Below are 17980 nucleotides of genomic sequence, written 5' to 3'. Positions count from 1 at the left end.
CTCTCCACTGATTTGCACAGGCACAGGATAGCGGCAACGCGCCCATCACACAATCATCGTTGACATTATCGATAATCTTGCCGATGAATGAGGTGATCAAGGAGGATCGTCGTGTTTCGCATTGGCAGTGGTGCTGGTTTTTCAGGCGACCGTGTCGACGCCCCGCAATCGGTGGTGGCCGCGATCGCTGCTGCCGGAGAGGGTGGCGCCCTCATTTTTGAAACGCTCGGCGAGCGTACCCTTGCTCTTGGCCACATCGCCAAGCGCCAGGACTCTGCGCGCGGCTATGAGCCTTTGCTTGAAGATCTGCTGGAGCCGGTCCTTGCAGATTGCGTGAAGGCAGGGATTACAATCGTCGGCAATTTCGGCCAGGCGAACCCACAGGCGGCCGCAGCAGCAATTCAGTCCGTTGCGGACCGCCTTGGCCTCGGCGCGCTGAAGATCGCAGTGGTGACGGGCGATGACCTTGTCGGCCAGCTCGACCTGGGTGTTGCCGAGCGCTGGGACGGCGATGGCCGGCTGCCGGACATCGAGGGCGAAGTCATCGCCATCAATGCCTATGTCGGTGCGGCTCCAATCGCCGAGGCCATCATGGCCGGCGCGCAGGTGGTGGTCACCGGCCGCGTGGCGGATCCTGCCTTGGCCCTGGGGCCGCTGGTCGCGCATTTCGGTTGGTCCTGGGACGATCTTGACCTGATCGCCGCCGGCACGCTGGTGGGGCATCTGCTGGAATGCGGGTCCCAGGTTTCCGGCGGCTTCTTCGCCGACCCCGGATTCAAGGACGTCCCAAACCCGGCCAACATCGGCTTTCCCATTGCCGAGGTCTCCGCCGACGGCAGCTTCGTCGTCACCAAGGCGGAAGGGACCGGCGGGCTGGTCGACCTGCGCACCGTGAAGGAGCAGTTGCTCTACGAGATCCATGATCCGGCCGCATATCTCACCCCCGATGTGACGCTGGACATAACCGGCGTCGAACTGGAGCAGGTGGGCGCCAATCGGGTCCGCGTCACCGGCGCTCGCGGCCGAGCCGCTCCGCCGCAACTCAAGGCGACCGTCAGCTATTTTGGCGATTGGCTGGGGGAAGCCGAGATCTCCTATGCCGGGGCCAACGCACTGGCACGTGCACGGCTGGCCATCACCACCATCAACGAGCGCATAATGCGCCGGGCACTGCCGGTGCGGCACCGCGCCGACATCGTGGGCACGGTCAGTGCGTTCGATTCCGACAATGGCAACCTCTTGCTCGACTACTCGGACGCCGGTGCCGGCGACTACCGCGTCCGTTTTGCCTTCGGGGCATCCTCGCAGCGCGACGTGGAGCGTGCCGTACAAGAGGTCAATGCCCTCTACTGCTGTGGTCCCGCCGGTGGCGGAGGCGTGCGCGTCAGCGTTCGCCCGCGGGTGCGCACCCTGTCCTATCTCGTGCCGCGCGAAATCGTGGCCTCCAGCTTCCACTTTGCCGGCTCCGCGCAATGAAGGGCGCTGTTCGTACCATGAAGCTTCACGCACTGGCTCATGGCCGCTCGGGCGACAAGGGCAATCGGCTCAACGTCAATGTCATCGCCTATGACCAGCGGCACTGGCCGGTGCTGCTGGAGCAGGTGACCGCGGAGAGGGTGGCGGCGCTCTTTGCCCATCGTGGTGTCACGCAGGTGCAGCGCTACGAACTGCCCAATCTCGGCGCGCTCAACTTCGTCATCGAGGACGCGCTCGAAGGGGGCGTCAACTCCAGCCTTGCCGCCGACACACACGGCAAGTGCCTCAGCTACCTGGTGCTGGACCTCGACGTCCAAGTGCCGGTCGACCCGGGTCACGGCCTTGTGCCCAAACCTGCATTGCAAACTGTCCCCTAAAGGACCAAGGGAGGAACATATGACCAAATTGAAGACCTTGCAGCGCATGCTGCTGGCCGGTGCTTCGCTGGCCATCGTGGCCGCGCAGCCGGCCCTGGCCCAGGAGTTCGAGCGCGGTGGTACGCTGCGCATCGGCATCTCGCAGATGGCACCGTCGCCGGACCCGGTGGTGACAACCTTCGGCGTCAACTGGCTCACCGCCTCGATCGCCTGCGAAGGGCTGTTCGCCACCGACGAAACCTGGACGCCGCAGCCAATGCTCGCGGAGAGCTTCGAATACAGCGACGACGGCAAGACGCTCACCGTGACGCTGCGCGAGGGGCTCAAGTTCCAGAGCGGCGCCGACCTGACCTCGGCCGACGTGGTCGCTTCGCTGGAGCGCTTCCGGGAGTCCGCCGGCATCGGCGCTTCCTTCAAGGGCGTGACCGAGTCGATCGAAGCGGTCGACGAACGCACCGTCCGGTTCAACCTCACCACGCCCACGCCGATCGTCCCCGGCATCCTCGCCGGCCAGCAGGCCATCATCCTGTCGCCGGCCTCGCTTGAGGGCGCGAGCCCGACCGAGGCCGCCCGTTCGCTCGACTGCACCGGCCCCTACACGATCTCGAGCTACATGCCAGACCAGGGCGCCACGCTCACCCGTTGGGAAGAGTACCAGAGCCGCTCCGAACCCTCCTCGGCCGCGGCCGGCACCAAGCATGCCTATGCCGACACCATCCAGCTCCGCCTGATGCCGGAGGCCTCGGTCCGCCGCGACTCGCTGATCACCGGCGAGATCGACATCGCCATGGAACTTCCCACCGACTTCTACGACGCGCTGCAGAACGACCCGAACACCGAAGCGGTTGTGGTGCCGAACAACCAGTCGCTGGCCGTGGTGCTCAACACCAAGGACGGGCCGATGGCCGACGTGAATCTGCGTCGCGCCTTCTTCTACGCTCTCGAAATGGAACCCATCATGCTCGCGTCGGTGGGCAATCCCGAGTTCTACACCCTCGACCCGAGCTGGATCCCAGATCCCAACTCGTTCTGGTACACCACCGCCGGTGTGCCCGAAGGCTTCGGCTCGCCGAACCCTGAAAAGGTCGAGGAATACCTCGCCGCCTCCAACTACAACGGCGAGCCGATCCGCTGGCTGGTGGCCTCCGAGCAATATCAGAAGCACTATCTGCCGGCGATCACCGCCTCCCAACAGCTCGAAGAATACGGCATCAACGTCGAGATCGTGGAGTCGCCGATGGCGAACTACATCCAGGCGCGCGCCGACTCCGCCCAGATGGACGCGTTCTCGAGCTTCCTGCCGACCTATGTCGATCCGACGTCGATCGCCTACCTCAATGCCACCTATCCCGGGTTCTGGACCGACCCGACCAAGATGGAGCTGATGGAAAAGCTCGCCTCGACCATCGATCCGGACGAGCGCAAGGCCATCTTCGAGGAAGTCCACGCTCTCGCTTACGACCAGTTCCCGTGGGTGAAGTACGGCACCGAAGCCAACATGTACGGTATCCGTGCCGGCGTCGGTAACCCGGCACGCGTCCCGGCACGTGGCTACGACTACTACAACGTCGCACCCCCGGCAGCGAACTGAGCATGAGCAACACTCAGGCGATATCTCCCGACCGCCTGGCCGGTGGTGACGAAGAAGTCTTCGTCACCACCAACAAGTCAGTCTGGCAGCGGCTTACCGCCAATCCCACCGCGATGGTGTCCCTCACCATCCTTCTGGTTATCTCGCTCAGCGCGATCCTGGCGCCCCTGCTGGCGCCGGGTAACCCGCTGAAGGTGAGCCCTGCCGACCGATTCATACCCCCTGGCGCCGAACACTTCTTTGGCACGGACAATCTCGGACGCGACATGTTCAAGATGGTCCTGCACGGCGGTCGCACCTCCTTGCTCGTCGGCCTTGTGGTCACGGTCATCTCGATGTCTGTCGCCGTGGTGCTGGGCGCTATCTCCGGCTTCTACCGTCAGGTCGACGTGGTGCTGATGCGGCTGGTGGATGGCCTGATGGCTTTCCCCGGCATCGTTTTGGCTACCGCTGCCGCCGGCATCATGGGCCCCTCCATGGGTACCGTGATCACGTCGCTTTCGATCGTGCTGATCGCTCCGTCCCTGCGCGTGGTGCGCGGGCAGGTGCTCGTGGTCCGTGAGTTGCAGATGATCGAGGCCGCACGCTCGGTCGGGGTGCCGACGCTGCGCCTGTTCACGCGCTACATCCTTCCTGCGGTCAGCTCGCCCATTCTGGTGCAGGCGTCCTTCATCTTCTCCGCTGCGGTGCTCGGTGAAGCCGGTCTCAGCTTTATCGGCGTCGGCATCGGTCCCAAGGAACTGAGCTGGGGCAATGCGCTCACCGAAGCGCGCAACTACATCGCCCAGGCGCCGTGGATCGTGTTGTTCCCTGGCCTGGCGCTGATGTTCACCATCCTTGCGCTCAACCTTCTGGGCGACAGTCTGCGCGACATTCTCGATCCGCGCCTGGCACGGAGGCGCTGACATGCTGCGCTATCTCGGCAAACGCTTTCTTCTGATCCTGCCTACGATCTTCGTGCCGCTGATCCTCGTCTTCTTGTTGCTGCGCCTTTCGCCTGGTGACCCGGCGGGCATGATGCTCGGCGACCAGGCGACGCCCGAGCAGATTGCTGCGCTCCGCACCCAGCTTGGGCTCGACCAGCCCATCTGGGTCCAGTTCTTCCTCTGGCTCAAGGGCATCCTGACGCTCGATCTCGGCAACTCGATCTTCTTCCGTGAGCCGGTGATGCAGATCATCCCGCGCTATGCCAGCGTCACCATTCTGCTCACCCTCGTGGCGCTGACGCTCGCCATAGCAATCGGCATCACCCTCGGCCTCATCTCGGCGATGAACCGCAACAAGCCGATCGACAGGGGGGTGGTGACCACTGCTGTTCTTGGAATCTCGCTGCCCGAGTTCTGGTTTGCGCTTCTGCTGATCTTCATCTTCGCGGTGACCCTGCGCTGGTTACCCGTCGCCGGGTACAACCCTCCCGAGGCCGGCATTATTGCCTTCGGCGCCACCATCTTCCTGCCCGCGCTCGCCCTGGGCGTCCGCCAATCGGCATTGATGACGCGCATGATGCGCTCCTCCATGCTCGACGTGCTCAACGAGCCCTACATCACCACTGCGCGCGCTCAGGGGCTGCCGGAGAAGACCGTAATCGGCCGCTATGCCATGCGCACGGCCGCGATGCCAGTGGTCACCGTCGCCGGGCTGGCCGCCGGATACATGCTGGGCGGGGCTGTAGCCATCGAGATCATCTTCGCCCTGCCGGGGCTGGGCCGCATGCTCGTTGAGGCCGTCGGCAGGCGCGACTATCCGCTGGTGGAAGGCGGCGTGCTCACCATTTCGCTGGTGCTGGCGGTGCTGAACCTGCTCATCGACCTCATCTACGCGCTCCTCGATCCCCGGATACGCTACCAATGACAGCGCAGATCGCTCCCATGCCCGAGGAACGGGTTTCGCTGCTCGCCGAGGCGCCCACCATTCTCGAGGTGGACAAGCTCAGCCTGTCGTTCCGCAATGCCGATGGCCTGCTGCCGATCGTGACCGACATCTCCTTCTCCATCCGGGCGGGTGAGGCGGTTGCGCTGGTGGGGGAGAGCGGCTGCGGCAAGTCCATCACCGCCAGCGCCATCATGGGCATCGCGCCCGACAATGCCGAGATCGGTGGCACGATCACCCTGAACGGCAACGTCATCTCGGGCCTGTCACCCAGGGAGCGCCGCCGGCTGTGCGGGCGGCACATGGGCTTCATCTTCCAGGAGCCCATGACGGCACTGCACCCCACGCTCAGCATCGGGCGGCAGATGACCGATACGCTCAGGCATAATCTGGGGATCGGGCAGCGGGAGGCCACCGACCGCGCCGCGGAACTTCTCGACCGTGTGGGCATTCCGCGCGCTCGGGACATTCTCAATGGCTATGTGCACGAGCTGTCCGGCGGCATGCGGCAACGCGTGATGATCGCTCTGGCCATTTCCTGCGGTCCGTCGCTGATCATTGCCGACGAGCCGACCACCGCGCTCGATGTGACCATCCAGGCCCAGGTGCTGGACCTTCTCGAGGACATGCGCCGCGAGCTCAACCTGGCCATGCTGTTCATCACCCACGACCTCGAAGTGGTGGGTGACTTCTGCGATCGCGCCGTCGTCATGTATGCGGGCGACGTGGTGGAGCGTGGCCTCAGTGCAGACGTGGTGCAGAGCCCGGCCCATCCCTATGCCCGCGGACTCATCGATGCCGTGCCCTCCCATGATGACGGCCGCACGCGGCTGACTCCCATCCTCGGCACGGTTCCTCCCGTGGGGCAGTGGCCACAAGGTTGCCGCTTCGCCCCGCGCTGCCCGCGCGCCGACGGCAAGTGTCAGACAAGGCCGCCGCTGGAGACCGTCCGCAATACCGATGTCCGCTGCTGGTACCCGCTGGAGGCAAGCGCATGAGCACCGAGCCGATGCTGACCGTTGCCGGGCTGTCCAAGTCGTTCAAGGCCGTCAAGGCGGTGCGCGACGTCAGCTTCTCCATTCCGCGCGGGAAGACATTCGGACTTGTTGGCGAGTCGGGCTCCGGCAAGTCGACCACGGCCCGCCTTGTGCTTCGTCTGGTGGAGCCCACGGCAGGCACGATCACCTTCCGCGGACGTGACCTGGCATCGCTGTCCGCCGGTGACCTCCGCGCCGAGCGGCGACACATGCAGATGATCTTCCAGGATCCGTTCGGGTCGCTGAACCCCCGCATGAGTGTGCGCGATACGCTGGTCGAGCCGCAACTTGTGCATGGCATCGGCACGCCCGCCGAACAGTTGCGCACCGCCGAGCGGCTGTTGGGTGAGGTCAGCCTGCCACGCGCCGCACTTGATCGCTTCCCCCATGAATTCTCGGGTGGTCAGCGGCAACGCATCGCCATCGCCCGCGCCCTCGCCACCAATCCCGAACTCATCGTCGCTGACGAGCCGGTAAGCGCCCTCGACGTTTCTGTCCAGGCGCAGGTTCTCAACCTGATGCGGGACCTGCAGGACCGCCACAACACGACCATGCTCTTCATCTCGCACGACCTGCGGGTTGTTCAGTTCATGTGCGACGAGATCGGCGTGATGTATCTCGGCGAAATCGTTGAACAGGGTCCGCGCGAACGCATCTATGGGGCACCGGCGCACCCTTACACCCAGGCTCTGCTGGCCTCCGCGCCCGGCAAGGGTGGTGGCCGTCGGGCGCGTCTGCAGGGTGAAATCCCCAGCGCGCATGCCGTCCCATCAGGTTGTGCCTTCCGCACCCGTTGCCCTTATGCCTTTGACCGCTGCGTCAGCGAAAAGCCGGCCATGCGCGACGTGGGAGGGGGGCAGAAGGGGGCGTGCCACCTGCTGGACAGGGCGGCGGTCGCAGCATGACGTGCACCGTGGACGCGCTGAGTGGCGATGCCACCTATCGTGGATTGCGCGACGGCAGGGGAGATCGCTTCCTCGGCATCCGCTATGCCGAACCACCGGTTGGTCGCCTCCGGTTCAAACCACCCCAGCCTCATGAAAACCGGGGCCTCGTCGACGCCACGCATTTCGGCCTCGCGCCGGCGCAGGTCAGACGCCCCATGCCCGGCTGGGCGCCTCGTGGTGACGGTTACCAGACGGGCGAGGATTGCCTGAACCTCAACGTCTATACGCCTGCAGCGGATGACAAGCGCCGTCCCGTGATCGTCCATGCTTTCGGCGGGGGCTTCCAGACCGGCGCCGCACACGGCACGTTCCACATGGACGCCGAATTCGCCAGGGCAGCGGACGTAGTGCTGGTCCGTCCCAACATGCGGGTAGGGGCTCTGGGCTTTCTGGCGCTGGGTGGCGTCTTCGGCCCGGAGCGCGCTGCAGCAAACCGTGGCCTGCTCGACTTCATCGCTGCGCTGCGGTGGGTGCACGACAATATCGCGGCGTTCGGGGGAGATCCCGACAACGTAACGCTTGCGGGAATGTCGTCCGGCTCATTCACCATCGCCGCCCTTTTTGGCGTCGATGGCGTCTCGCAGCTCTTCCGGCGCGCCTGGCTGATGAGTGGGCCGGCAAGCCGGATCATTGCCCCTGAGGCGGCAGCCGCTGTGACCGCGGATTTCCTCTCCAGGGCCGCTGTGGCGCCAGGCGACGTGGCCGCCCTCGAGGCGTTGCCGGTCGAGACCATCCTGTCGCTGCAGGAACAGGTTCTAGCCACCCATCTGGGCGAGCGAAACGCGCCGGGTGGCCGAACCTTTGGCATCGTCCATGACGGCACCAGCCTACAGCGCCACCCGCTGGACGGTCTGGCATCAGGCAGCTTCCAGCACCACCAGATCGTTGCCGGTTGGACCCGCGATGAGGCGCGGATGTGGTACGCCTTTGGCGCCATGCCGGAAGTGAGCAGTCGCGCCGAATTGCTGGCCTCGATCGGCCGCTTCCGTCCCGCTGACGCCGAAGCCGTGCTGGCGGCACTGGAAGCGGAACGACCCCGCCTGAGCCTCACGCAGTACGAGGAAGTATTCCTGTCCCGAGCCGTTTACCGGGAGCCCGCCATCCGGACCCTCCAAGCGCATGCTGCAGCCGGTGGCGCGGGTTACGGCTACGAGTTCGCCTGGGTACCGTCTTTCGAGGCCGGCCGGCTCGGCGCGGCCCACGGGTTCGACGAACCTTTCGTGTTCGGCAGCCTCGACAACATGCCGCTGGCGGCAGGTGATCTCCAGGCGCGGGAGCTCAGCCAACGCATGATGGGACAGTTGGTCGCTTTCGCCAGAAACGGTTCCGTTGATTGGCCCGCCTTCGTCGGATCAGAGGACGCGATCCAGCGCTGGACCTGATCCGGATCGGTCGGACGCTGCGGCCAAAGGGCCAATTGCCGTTTATCAAACAGCACCTACCACTGGCGGTACTTGCCTTGTGGTCTCCAACCGGAGTGCATTCATGACCAGCACCATCGACGATCTGATCGACGCCATGACACTCGAGGAGCAGGTATCCCTGCTTTCCGGCGAGGACTTCTGGTCCCTGCCGGCTGTCGAGCGCCTGGGGACCGGCAAGTTGCGCGTCACCGATGGTCCCAATGGTGCGCGGGGCGGGGGCGGGCTTGTCGGCGGGGTCAAGGCCACGGCCTTCCCGGTGGGCATTAGCCTCGGTGCCACCTGGAATGTTGAGCTGCTGCACGAAGTCGGCGCCGCGCTGGCCGAAGACACCAAGTCGAAGAACGCCCACATGCTTCTGGCACCGACCGTGAACATCCAGCGCTCGGTCACCAATGGCCGCAACTTCGAATGCTATTCGGAGGACCCGATCCTCACTGCCGAACTGGCGGTGGCCTACATCGGGGGCCTGCAGGAAAACGGCATCGCCGCCACGATCAAGCACTTCGCCGGCAACGAGTCCGAGATCGAGCGGACCACGATGAGTTCGCAGATCGATGAGCGGTCGCTGCGCGAAGTCTACCTCATCCCCTTCGAGTGGGCGGTCAAGAAGGCCGGCACCAAAGGGGTGATGACTGCGTACAACAAGGTCAACGGAACCTATGCCTCCGAGCACAACTGGTTGCTCACCGAAGTGCTGCGCGGCGAGTGGGGTTTCGATGGCATCGTGATGTCCGACTGGTTCGGCTCCCATTCCACCGCGCCGACGGTCAATGCGGGGCTCGATCTCGAGATGCCAGGCCCGCCGCGCGATCGCGGCGAGAAGCTAGTGGCCGCCGTCGAGGCCGGAGAGGTCTCACGCGACACCATCCGTGGCCGTGTGCGGTCCATCCTGTCGGTGATGGAGTGGACCGGCGCCCTGAACGACCACCGTCCTTTCCAAGAGCGTGCCGAGGATCGTCCCGAGCACCGCCGGCTGATCCGCCGCGCGGGCGCTGAAGGCATGGTGCTGCTCAAGAACCAGAACATCCTGCCTCTCGCGCCGGGCCAGCGGGTCGCCGTTATCGGGCCAAACGCCAAGGCGGCACAGATCATGGGTGGCGGGTCCTCCCAGCTCAATCCGCACTACCGCGTTTCCCCCTGGCAGGGCCTGGTGGAGGCGCTGGGGGAAGAGGCGCTGAGCTACGCCCCGGGTTGCGGCAACAACCGGTTCGAACCGCTGCTGCAGGCGCCATTGACGGTGGAGTTCTTCGACAACCGCACCCTCGAGGGGCCGGTCGTCGCGACCGAGACGATCCAGGCGGCTGAGACTTTCTGGGTCGGGGCGGTTGCCGACGGCAAGATCCCGGCGACCTACTTCTCAGCCCGGCTGACCGGCCAGTTCACCCCCGAGCGGTCCGGCACCCACCGGGTCGGCATCGCCTCCGCCGGCCTCGCCCGGGTCTTCGTGAATGGCAGGCTGATCGCGGATGCCTGGACCAACTGGACCAAGGGGCGCACCTTTTTCGAAGAAGGTTGCGACGAAGTCGTCGGCGAGATCGAGCTTGAAGCCGGAAAGCCGGCCAACATCACCATCGACTTCGCCACCAAGGATCATTCGGTCTTGGGTCTGGCTGCGCTGCGCATGGGGATCGGCCTGCCACTCGGTGCCGACGACATCACCCACGCCGCCGCGATCGCCTCCGAAGCCGATGTCGCCCTGGTATTCATCGGCCGGAACGGCGAATGGGACACCGAGGGCAGCGACCTACCCGAAATCGCGCTGCCTGGTGACCAGAACGCGCTGGTTGCCGCTATCGCCGAGGCGAACCCCAAGACCGTAGTCGTGCTCCAGTCAGGTGGCCCGGTGGAGATGCCGTGGATCGACAGGGTCGCCGGCCTCGTGCAGGCCTGGTACCCCGGGCAGGAGGCGGGCAATGCCATCGCCGACGTGCTGACCGGCGCTGCCGAACCGGGCGGCCGGCTGCCGCAGACCTTTCCGGTTCGCTGGTCCGACAATCCGGCCTTCAGCCAGGACCCGCTGGTCTATCCCGGGCAGGACGGGCGGGTGGAGTATCGTGAGGGCCTGCTCGTCGGCTATCGCCATTACGACAACCATGGCATCGACCCGCTGTTCCCCTTCGGCTTCGGGCTCAGCTACACCAGCTTCGCGTACGACAACCTGACCATCGACCGGAGCCGGATCGCAGCCGCCGCCGTCAACGTGACCCTTGATGTCCGCAACACCGGCGACCGGGCGGGCTCGACAGTGGTCCAGCTCTACATCACTCCGGATAATCCGCCTCTGAAGCGGCCGCAGAAGGAGCTCAAGGCCTTTGCTAAGGTGGCGCTGGAGCCCGGTGAGAGCCGCCGCGCCAGCTTCGATCTCGACGCCCGGGCCTTCTCGTATTTCGATGTCGATGCGCAGCTATGGGTCGCTGCACCCGGTAACTACACCCTGACTGTCGCCACCGATGCGGTCACCCCGATCGCTTCGGAGCGGGTGACCCTGACCGAGCGGGTCGAACAGCGGCCGTAAGGCGGTTCACCTTAAGACAGTCGTTGTATGCCTAGTCGTGTTCGTTGTGGTGACGTCACCACGGCCGGCGACCGCTAAGGCTGTAACCGCTGCCGAAAGCCGCCGGTCCGCTGTCGGCCCCAAGTCCGCCTTAGCACTTCGTAACGGGGGGAGGGGCTGCAGGGAAGGTAGTGACCAGCCGTGCATAAGGCTCAGGCGTGTCAAACATGCGCGCCGCCAACAAGGATAGCCCCGGGCTGCCATGCGTCTGAAGCTGCTGCAAGCCGTATCGCCCAGTGGGTCTATGCTACCGCATTGCGGATGGACCCGCGCTGGATGATCGGCATGGGCAGGGTGGCCCCCGCGGTGACCTCCGGCCGAAGCAGCAACTCGACCGCAGCCCTGCCCATCTGCTCGTGCGGCAGGGCGATGGTCGTCAGGCCGGGCCTGAGATACGAGGCGATTTCGTCGTTGTCGAACGACACCAGCGCGACGTCGTCGGGGATCGCAAGGTCCGTCTCAGCCAGGGCCTGGTACGCGCCGAAGGCGAGACGGTCATTGAGGCAGAGCAGCGCACTTGGTCGCTTCGTGGCCAGCAGTTGGCGCGTGAGTTTGTACCCCTGATCGGGCTCCCAGTTCCAGCAGCTCAGCTCAGCGGCAAATGTGAGCCCCGCCTCATGCATGGCATCGCGGATGCCCGCGAGGCGCCGGGTAATCATCTCGGATCGGAACAGGCCCGCCTCGTCATCGGCGTTGTGCCCGAGCAGGACGATGTTACTATCGACCTCGGCCTCGGTCAGCAGCCGAACGGCGTCGCGCCCGCCCTGATATTCATCGGGCAGCACCGACAGGGGAAAGCGCGCGCTGGTGCCATTCAGCATGACCACCGGCGCGTTGATGGGCACATCGGGCACGAACACCTCGCGCGCCCGCATTGCGGCGAAGATCAGTCCGTCGACCTGGCGGTCGAGCGCCGCCTGCACCGCCTGGATCTCGCGCGCCGGCTCGCCGCCGGTCTCGAGCACGAGCATCACGTGCTTGGCCTCCTCGGCTGCGGCGAGGGCGCCACGGATGAGCCCGCTGGCGAAGCGGGTGGTGGCGACGTAGTCGGAGATGAAGGCGATGGAGCGCGATTTGTCCGTCCGCAGCGCGCGCGCCGCGACATTGGGGCGATAGCCGAGGCTGGCGGCGGCGGCGTGCACCTTGGCGTGCGCGTCCGCCGACAGGCGCGTATCGGGCTTGCCTGTGAGGATCATTGATGCGGCGGTGGTGGAAAGCCCCGCCAGCCGGGCGACATCAGCCAGGGTTACGCGCTTCTTCGGCAAGTGACCTCGCTCTCCCGCCCGCGCCTGGGGCAGTCCCTTTGGGATAGTCGGACCACTCCGTCTTGACAATGGCTCAGGCCCGTTGCACCGCTAAATGGTTTTAGCAGGGGCGGCGGATGGGCTTCAACCTTTCGGACCACTGGGTCTGGGATTTCTGGCTGGCCGATGACGGCGAGCAGTACCACCTGTTCTACCTGCACGCGCCGAAGTCGCTGGGCAATCCGGACCTGCGCCATCGCAACGCCCGCATCGGCCACGCGACCTCCTCGGATCTCGTCTCCTGGACCAATCACGGCCGCGCCTTCGAGGCCGGCGAGCCCGAGAGCTTTGATGGCAGTGCCACCTGGACCGGCAGCATCGTTCGCGACGAGGCGGGCCTGTGGCGGATGTTCTATACCGGCTCTCGCTTCCTTTCGCCGGTGACGGCCGCCAATGTCGAGACCATCGGCGTCGCCACGTCACCCGATCTGTTTACCTGGACCAAGCAGCCGGGTCCCCTCTGCGTCGCCGATCCCGCGCTTTACGAGACGTTGGGCACGTCCACCTGGCCGGAAGAAGCCTGGCGCGACCCCTGGGTCTTCCGCAATCGGGGCGACGATGTCTGGCACATGCTGATCACCGCCCGCTCCCGGACCGGTGCGGGGCCGGATCGCGGCGTGATGGGCTATGCCACCTCGCCCGATCTCGAGCAGTGGACCGTGCAGCCGGCGCTGAGTGCGCCCGGCGGCGGCTTTGCTCACCTGGAGGTGTTCCAGGTCGTCGAAATCGAGGGCCAGAGCCACCTCGTCTTCTGCTGCGATGCCGCCAAGCTCTGCGGCGCCCGTGCCGGGGGCATCGGGGGCGTGTGGAGCCTGCCGGTCGGGCCGATGCCGGGCAGGGTGGACTTCAGCCAGGCGCGCCTGCTGGTCGATGAGCGGCTCTATGCCGGTCGCATCGCCAAGGATCGCCAGGGCAGGGCGCACCTGCTCGCGTTCAACAATATGACGGCCGACGGTGAATTCCAAGGCGGCATCAGCGATCCGCTCCTCGTGCGGGTCGGGCAGGATGGGTATCTCGTCGTGGAGGCGCAGCGATGACCGTTTCCGTTGCGGGCGAAGTGAAGGCCGGCTTCGAGCCGGTGGCGCACGCTTTCGAACGCGCCTTTGATGGCCGGCCCGCCATGGGCGCCGCCCTCAACATAATGGTCGGGGGAGAGACGGTGGTCGATCTCTGGGCCGGCGTGGCCGATGCCCGGACCGGCCGGCCCTGGCTTCGGGATACCCCGTCCGTCATTTTCTCCTGCACCAAGGGTCTCGTCTCCATCCTGGCGGCGCGGTTGGTCCAGGAGGGGCGGCTCGACTATTCCGCTCCGGTGGCCCGGTACTGGCCGGAATTCGCCGCGGCCGGCAAGGATCGGGTAACGGTCGGTCAGGCTCTGGCCCACCAGGCGGGGCTGTCCGCGCCCCGCGCCGATCTCGTCGAGGACGATATCGTCGACTGGGACCGCGTGGTCGCAGCGCTGGCGGCGCAGGAGCCGCTGTGGCCGCTGGGGACCGGCTATGCCTATCATGCGCTGACCCATGGCTGGATCGCCGGCGAGATCATCCGCCGCGTCACCGGCAAGTCCGTGGGCAGTTACTTCCAGGAGCTGATCACCGCTCCCCTCGGCGCGGACGCCTGGATCGGGTTGCCGGAGGACATGGCGGAACGTGCCGCCCATCTGCAGGTCAGCCCGCCGCTTACCGCCTTGTGGGCCGAGGAAGCCGCCAAGCCGGCCCCGAACTGGCCGTACAAGGCCATGACCCTTGGCGATGCGCTGCCGGCGGACCTCGTCAGCGACGATAGCGGGTTCAACAAGCAGCGGATTCGCGCCGTGGAAATCCCAGGCGCCGGCGGCGTCGCCACCGCCGAGGCACTGGCCACGATCTGGTCGGCCACCGTCACCCCGACGCGCAGCGTCCGGCTGATCGATGACGCGGTGATTGCCGATGCCACCCGGCCCCAGAGCGAAGGGGCCACGGTCTTCGGGGGCGAACCGCCATATTCCCGCTGGGGCTATGGCTTCCAGCTCGATTCCGAAGCGCGCCGCTACCTTGGCGCTGCCAGTTTCGGACATGATGGCGCCGGTGGACAGGTCGGCTTCGCCGATCCCACCCGCCAGGTCGGTTTCGGCTTCGTCACCAACTGGATGATGGGGCCGGAAGACCAGCGCGCAACCGACATATTGTCGGCGCTGCGCTCGGTCCTCTAGCGTTCCGTGATGGGCACAAGGCCGTATTGACAGGTCCCAGCGCTCATGCGCTAAATCCATTTAGCAGAGGGTAACATCCACTGCATTTACCCCTGGAGGAGGTAGTCGTGAGAGAAAAGTCCCGCCACGCACTTCGTATTGCCGCGTTGTCCCTTTCCGTTGCCGCAACCGCCGGCACGGCACTCGCCGCCCCAAGCTGCGGCACCGATCCGGTCGTGCTCAATTCCTACTTCGAGACCGGCTTCCCGCTGCCGACGCGCCTGGCCGAAGAGTTCACCAGGCAGTTTCCCAATGTCACCTTCGACATCAAGGAAGACCAGTTCGCCAACATGATGGAGAACTCGCCGCGCATCCTGTCCGAGCCGAACGCGCCGGACCTGATCCGCCTACCCTCGCTGACCGACCTGGTAGCCAACAACCTGCTCAAGAACCTCGACGGCTATTTCGACGAGTTCGGCTGGGACAAGTTCCCCGCGGGCCAGCTGGTGCAGCTTCGTGTTGAGGACGGCGGCCGCCCCCGCGGCACCGGCTCGCTCTACGCCATGGGCCTCAACTACTCGATGACCGGGGTGTTCTATAACAAGGAATTGGCCGAGCAGATCGGTATGACCGAGCCGCCGAACTCCGTGGCCGAACTGGACGCGCTGATGGCCAAGGCCAAGGAAGCCGGCATCCAGCCGATCATGCAGTTCAACAAGGGCACCGGTGGCCTTGCCTTCCCGCTGCAGAACCTGATGGGCGCCTATGGCGCACCCGAGCCGATCAACGACTGGATCTTCCAGAAGGAAGGCGCAACCATCAACACCGAGGACAACCTCGAGGCCGCCGAACATCTCGAAGGCTGGATCAAGTCGGGCTACTTCCCGTCCGATGCCAACGCCATCGAGTACTTCCAGATGATGAGCCGGTTCATGGGCGGCGAAGGCCTGTTCATGTTCAACGGCGACTGGGAGTCGGGCAATTTCGACAGCAATGCTCCCGGCAAGTTCGGCTTCTTCATCATGCCGCCGCTGGAGGAGGGTGGTCGCCACGCCTCCATGTCTGCGCCGCTGACCTTCGGCATCGGCGCCAATGCCAACAATGCCGATTGCGCTGCCTTCTTCCTCGATTGGGTCGCCACCAATGAAGAAGCCCGCAAGATCAACGTTGCCGTGGGCGGCTCCAACCCCGGCGGTCCGGCAGATCTGCCGATCCCCCCTGTCGAACCCGGCTCGGTGACCGAAGCCTCGCTCGCTGCCGGTGCCGTTCTCGCACAGGACAACGGGGCGATGGACTTCATCGCCAATGCCACCGGCGCTATCTTTGCGGCCGGCTGGACACCCGAGCTCCAGAAGATGGTTGGCGGCCAGCAGGACGCTGCCGGTCTGCTGGAGACTGTCCAGCGCGAATACGAGACTCAGCTGTCGCGCTGAGGCTTCTCCCCTGCTGCGCGACAGCGCCTGAGTGATAGTGGACCGACACATGACCTCGACACCTGTCGCGCAGCGGCAAGACCAGCGGCTCTCCCCATCGCGGGGGAGCCGCAAGACCAGGCGGGGGGCCTGGCTGTTCGTCGCCCCGGCTTTCATCGCCTACGCGGCTTTCGTGCTCGTGCCGCTGGCGATGAGCCTTTACTATTCGTTCCTTCGCTGGGACGGCATCGGCGAAGCGCGCTTTCACGGCATCACCAACTACGTCACGGTGCTGACCGACCCCAAGCTGCTGCAGATCATCGGCAACGCTTTCCAGCTCGTCGCCTACTTCACCATCATCCCCGTGGCGCTCGGCCTTGCCGTGGCCTCGGTGATCCGCGGGCACATGGCCGGCCCCTTCGGCACCGCGACGCGTACCATCCTGTTTCTGCCGCAGGTCATTCCGCTGGTGGCAGCCGGTATCGCCTGGAGCTGGATGTTCGCCTCGACCGGTGTCGTCAACCAGGGCCTGCGCGCCATCGGCATGTCCGGCTGGGCGCGCGGCTGGCTTGGCGATTTCGTCTGGGCGCTGCCGGCTGTCGGCATCATCGGCGCCTGGGTGCTGCTCGGCCTCTGCACCATGCTGCTGGTCACCGGTATCACCAAGATCGACCCCAGCCTCTATGAGGCGGCCCGTCTCGACGGCGCCCGCCCGTGGCACGAGTTCCGCTACATCACCCTGCCGGGCCTACGGCAGGAGATCGCCGTCTGCGTCACCCTCACCGTGATCTCGGCCCTGGCAAGCTTCGACATCGTCTATATCGCCACCCAAGGTGGGCCGGGCATCACCACTACCGTGCCGGGGCTCGAGATCTATCGGCTCGCCTTTGCGCATCGGCAGGTGGGCCTCGCCTCGGCGCTCGCCATCGTCCTCATGGTGCTGGTGCTGATCTCCATCGCACCGATCCAGTGGTTCGCCCGGGAAAAGAAATGAAGACCACTGCTCCCAACGCCCTGCTGGCGCGGGGCCTGATCGTCATCCTGATGATCCTGACGCTGTTGCCGTTCGTGTCGATGCTGTCGGCGGCCCTGGCGCCGCAGGGTTCTTATCCCAACGGCCTGCAATGGCCGGCCGATCCGCAATGGGGCAATTTCGTCAAGGCCTTTGAAGTCGCCCGGATGGATCAGCTGCTGCTGTCGAGCGTGCTGATCGTGCTTGGCGTCGTCCCGGTGTCGGTGCTTATCGCCACCATGGCCGGTTATGGGTTGGCGAAGCTCACCACCAACCGCTATCGCTGGCTCTACCTCGTCTTCGTGTTCGGCCTGACGCTGCCCTTCGAAGCCGTCATCACCCCGCTCTATTACGAAGTGCGGGCTATGGGACTGCTCAACACGCGCTTCGCAATCATCCTGCCGCTGATCGGGCTCTACATGCCTTTTGGCGTCTACTGGATGCGGGCTCACTTTCTCAACGTACCCCATGACCTCACCGAGGCCGCCCAACTCGACGGCGCCACCCGTTGGAAGGAATTCTGGCTGGTGCAGGTGCCGCTCGCTCGGCCCGCGATCATGTCGCTGACAATCCTCCTGTTCCTGTGGACCTGGAACCAGTTCCTGCTGCCCGTGGTGTTGGTGCAGGACCCGATGCAGCGCACCATGGCCGGTGCCCTTGGCGCCTTCCAGGGCCAGTGGGGTACGGACATCCCGTTGCTTTGCGCGGGGGCACTGCTGATCCTCGCGCCCACCATCATTCTCTTCCTCATGTTCCAGCGCCAGTTCGTCGCCGCCCTGATGCAGGGCGCGGTGAAGGGCTAAAGGA

At 65.4% G+C, this 17980-nt stretch carries 15 protein-coding genes; 14 read left to right on the top strand and 1 reads right to left on the bottom strand.

Annotation, left to right across the window (positions count from 1 at the left end; translation table 11 throughout):
- Positions 1-111 precede the first annotated feature (111 nt).
- The 9 genes from ACFSX5_RS05140 to ACFSX5_RS05095 all read left to right on the top strand — a co-directional run bounded on the left by ACFSX5_RS05140 (position 112) and on the right by ACFSX5_RS05095 (position 11236).
- Complete coding sequence (locus tag ACFSX5_RS05140) at positions 112-1476, top strand: acyclic terpene utilization AtuA family protein (RefSeq protein WP_386832215.1); 1365 nt, start codon at positions 112-114, stop codon at positions 1474-1476.
- 17 nt (positions 1477-1493) lie between these two features.
- Complete coding sequence (locus tag ACFSX5_RS05135; protein WP_386832214.1) at positions 1494-1853, top strand: AtuA-related protein; 360 nt, start codon at positions 1494-1496, stop codon at positions 1851-1853.
- Between the two features lie 19 nt (positions 1854-1872).
- Complete coding sequence (locus ACFSX5_RS05130; RefSeq protein ID WP_386832213.1) at positions 1873-3444, top strand: ABC transporter substrate-binding protein; 1572 nt, start codon at positions 1873-1875, stop codon at positions 3442-3444.
- A gap of 2 nt (positions 3445-3446) precedes the next feature.
- Positions 3447-4349: an ABC transporter permease gene (locus tag ACFSX5_RS05125; RefSeq protein WP_386832212.1), complete on the top strand. Its 903-nt coding sequence runs from the start codon at positions 3447-3449 to the stop codon at positions 4347-4349.
- A gap of 1 nt (position 4350) precedes the next feature.
- Complete coding sequence (locus ACFSX5_RS05120; RefSeq protein ID WP_386832211.1) at positions 4351-5295, top strand: ABC transporter permease; 945 nt, start codon at positions 4351-4353, stop codon at positions 5293-5295.
- Positions 5292-6311 carry an ABC transporter ATP-binding protein gene (locus ACFSX5_RS05115; protein ID WP_386832210.1) on the top strand — a complete coding sequence of 340 codons (1020 nt, stop codon included), beginning with the start codon at positions 5292-5294 and terminating at the stop codon, positions 6309-6311. The genes ACFSX5_RS05120 and ACFSX5_RS05115 overlap by 4 nt, the downstream gene beginning before the upstream one ends.
- Positions 6308-7255 (top strand): ABC transporter ATP-binding protein, encoded by a 948-nt coding sequence (locus ACFSX5_RS19645; protein ID WP_449240227.1) that lies wholly within the window; start codon positions 6308-6310, stop codon positions 7253-7255. Before ACFSX5_RS05115 ends, ACFSX5_RS19645 begins: the two co-directional genes overlap by 4 nt.
- Positions 7252-8679, top strand: a complete 1428-nt coding sequence (locus ACFSX5_RS05100; protein WP_386832209.1) for a carboxylesterase family protein — start codon at positions 7252-7254, stop codon at positions 8677-8679. The genes ACFSX5_RS19645 and ACFSX5_RS05100 overlap by 4 nt, the downstream gene beginning before the upstream one ends.
- 103 nt (positions 8680-8782) lie before the next feature.
- Positions 8783-11236, top strand: a complete 2454-nt coding sequence (locus ACFSX5_RS05095; protein ID WP_386832208.1) for a beta-glucosidase H — start codon at positions 8783-8785, stop codon at positions 11234-11236.
- A 281-nt stretch (positions 11237-11517) separates the two neighbouring features.
- Here ACFSX5_RS05095 and ACFSX5_RS05090 read toward each other — a convergent pair whose 3' ends face one another.
- The gene (locus ACFSX5_RS05090; RefSeq protein ID WP_386832207.1) at positions 11518-12540 is read right to left on the bottom strand and encodes a LacI family DNA-binding transcriptional regulator; all 1023 of its coding nucleotides are present in this window, start codon (positions 12538-12540) and stop codon (positions 11518-11520) included.
- Between the two features lie 116 nt (positions 12541-12656).
- Here ACFSX5_RS05090 and ACFSX5_RS05085 point away from each other — a divergent pair, with 116 nt between their 5' ends.
- The 5 genes from ACFSX5_RS05085 to ACFSX5_RS05065 all read left to right on the top strand — a co-directional run bounded on the left by ACFSX5_RS05085 (position 12657) and on the right by ACFSX5_RS05065 (position 17976).
- A complete protein-coding gene (locus ACFSX5_RS05085) occupies positions 12657-13616 on the top strand; it encodes a hypothetical protein (RefSeq protein WP_386832206.1) in 960 nt (319 codons plus the stop codon).
- Positions 13613-14770 carry a serine hydrolase domain-containing protein gene (locus ACFSX5_RS05080; RefSeq protein ID WP_386832205.1) on the top strand — a complete coding sequence of 386 codons (1158 nt, stop codon included), beginning with the start codon at positions 13613-13615 and terminating at the stop codon, positions 14768-14770. The genes ACFSX5_RS05085 and ACFSX5_RS05080 overlap by 4 nt, the downstream gene beginning before the upstream one ends.
- 107 nt (positions 14771-14877) lie before the next feature.
- The gene (locus ACFSX5_RS05075) at positions 14878-16182 is read left to right on the top strand and encodes an ABC transporter substrate-binding protein (protein WP_386832204.1); all 1305 of its coding nucleotides are present in this window, start codon (positions 14878-14880) and stop codon (positions 16180-16182) included.
- 49 nt (positions 16183-16231) lie between these two features.
- Positions 16232-17155, top strand: a complete 924-nt coding sequence (locus ACFSX5_RS05070; RefSeq protein ID WP_386832203.1) for a carbohydrate ABC transporter permease — start codon at positions 16232-16234, stop codon at positions 17153-17155.
- Positions 17152-17976, top strand: coding sequence for a carbohydrate ABC transporter permease (locus ACFSX5_RS05065; RefSeq protein WP_386832202.1), 825 nt, complete (start codon positions 17152-17154; stop codon positions 17974-17976). The genes ACFSX5_RS05070 and ACFSX5_RS05065 overlap by 4 nt, the downstream gene beginning before the upstream one ends.
- Positions 17977-17980 lie beyond the last annotated feature (4 nt).

It is taken from the genome of Devosia albogilva (assembly GCF_042685625.1).
Classification (GTDB): Bacteria; Pseudomonadota; Alphaproteobacteria; order Rhizobiales; family Devosiaceae; genus Devosia; species Devosia albogilva.
Note: the sequence above shows the minus strand (reverse complement) of the source record. Positions and strands in the feature narration are given on the sequence as shown.

What these genes read in the sequence shown, in the direction of transcription:
- ACFSX5_RS05135 (WP_386832214.1), top strand. Translation starts at nt 1,494, where the DNA reads ATGAAGCTTCACGCACTGGCTCATGGCCGCTCGGGCGACAAGGGCAAT.
- ACFSX5_RS05130 (WP_386832213.1), top strand. Translation starts at nt 1,873, where the DNA reads ATGACCAAATTGAAGACCTTGCAGCGCATGCTGCTGGCCGGTGCTTCG.
- ACFSX5_RS05125 (WP_386832212.1), top strand. Translation starts at nt 3,447, where the DNA reads ATGAGCAACACTCAGGCGATATCTCCCGACCGCCTGGCCGGTGGTGAC.
- ACFSX5_RS05120 (WP_386832211.1), top strand. Translation starts at nt 4,351, where the DNA reads ATGCTGCGCTATCTCGGCAAACGCTTTCTTCTGATCCTGCCTACGATC.
- ACFSX5_RS05115 (WP_386832210.1), top strand. Translation starts at nt 5,292, where the DNA reads ATGACAGCGCAGATCGCTCCCATGCCCGAGGAACGGGTTTCGCTGCTC.
- ACFSX5_RS19645 (WP_449240227.1), top strand. Translation starts at nt 6,308, where the DNA reads ATGAGCACCGAGCCGATGCTGACCGTTGCCGGGCTGTCCAAGTCGTTC.
- ACFSX5_RS05100 (WP_386832209.1), top strand. Translation starts at nt 7,252, where the DNA reads ATGACGTGCACCGTGGACGCGCTGAGTGGCGATGCCACCTATCGTGGA.
- ACFSX5_RS05095 (WP_386832208.1), top strand. Translation starts at nt 8,783, where the DNA reads ATGACCAGCACCATCGACGATCTGATCGACGCCATGACACTCGAGGAG.
- ACFSX5_RS05085 (WP_386832206.1), top strand. Translation starts at nt 12,657, where the DNA reads ATGGGCTTCAACCTTTCGGACCACTGGGTCTGGGATTTCTGGCTGGCC.
- ACFSX5_RS05080 (WP_386832205.1), top strand. Translation starts at nt 13,613, where the DNA reads ATGACCGTTTCCGTTGCGGGCGAAGTGAAGGCCGGCTTCGAGCCGGTG.
- ACFSX5_RS05070 (WP_386832203.1), top strand. Translation starts at nt 16,232, where the DNA reads ATGACCTCGACACCTGTCGCGCAGCGGCAAGACCAGCGGCTCTCCCCA.
- ACFSX5_RS05065 (WP_386832202.1), top strand. Translation starts at nt 17,152, where the DNA reads ATGAAGACCACTGCTCCCAACGCCCTGCTGGCGCGGGGCCTGATCGTC.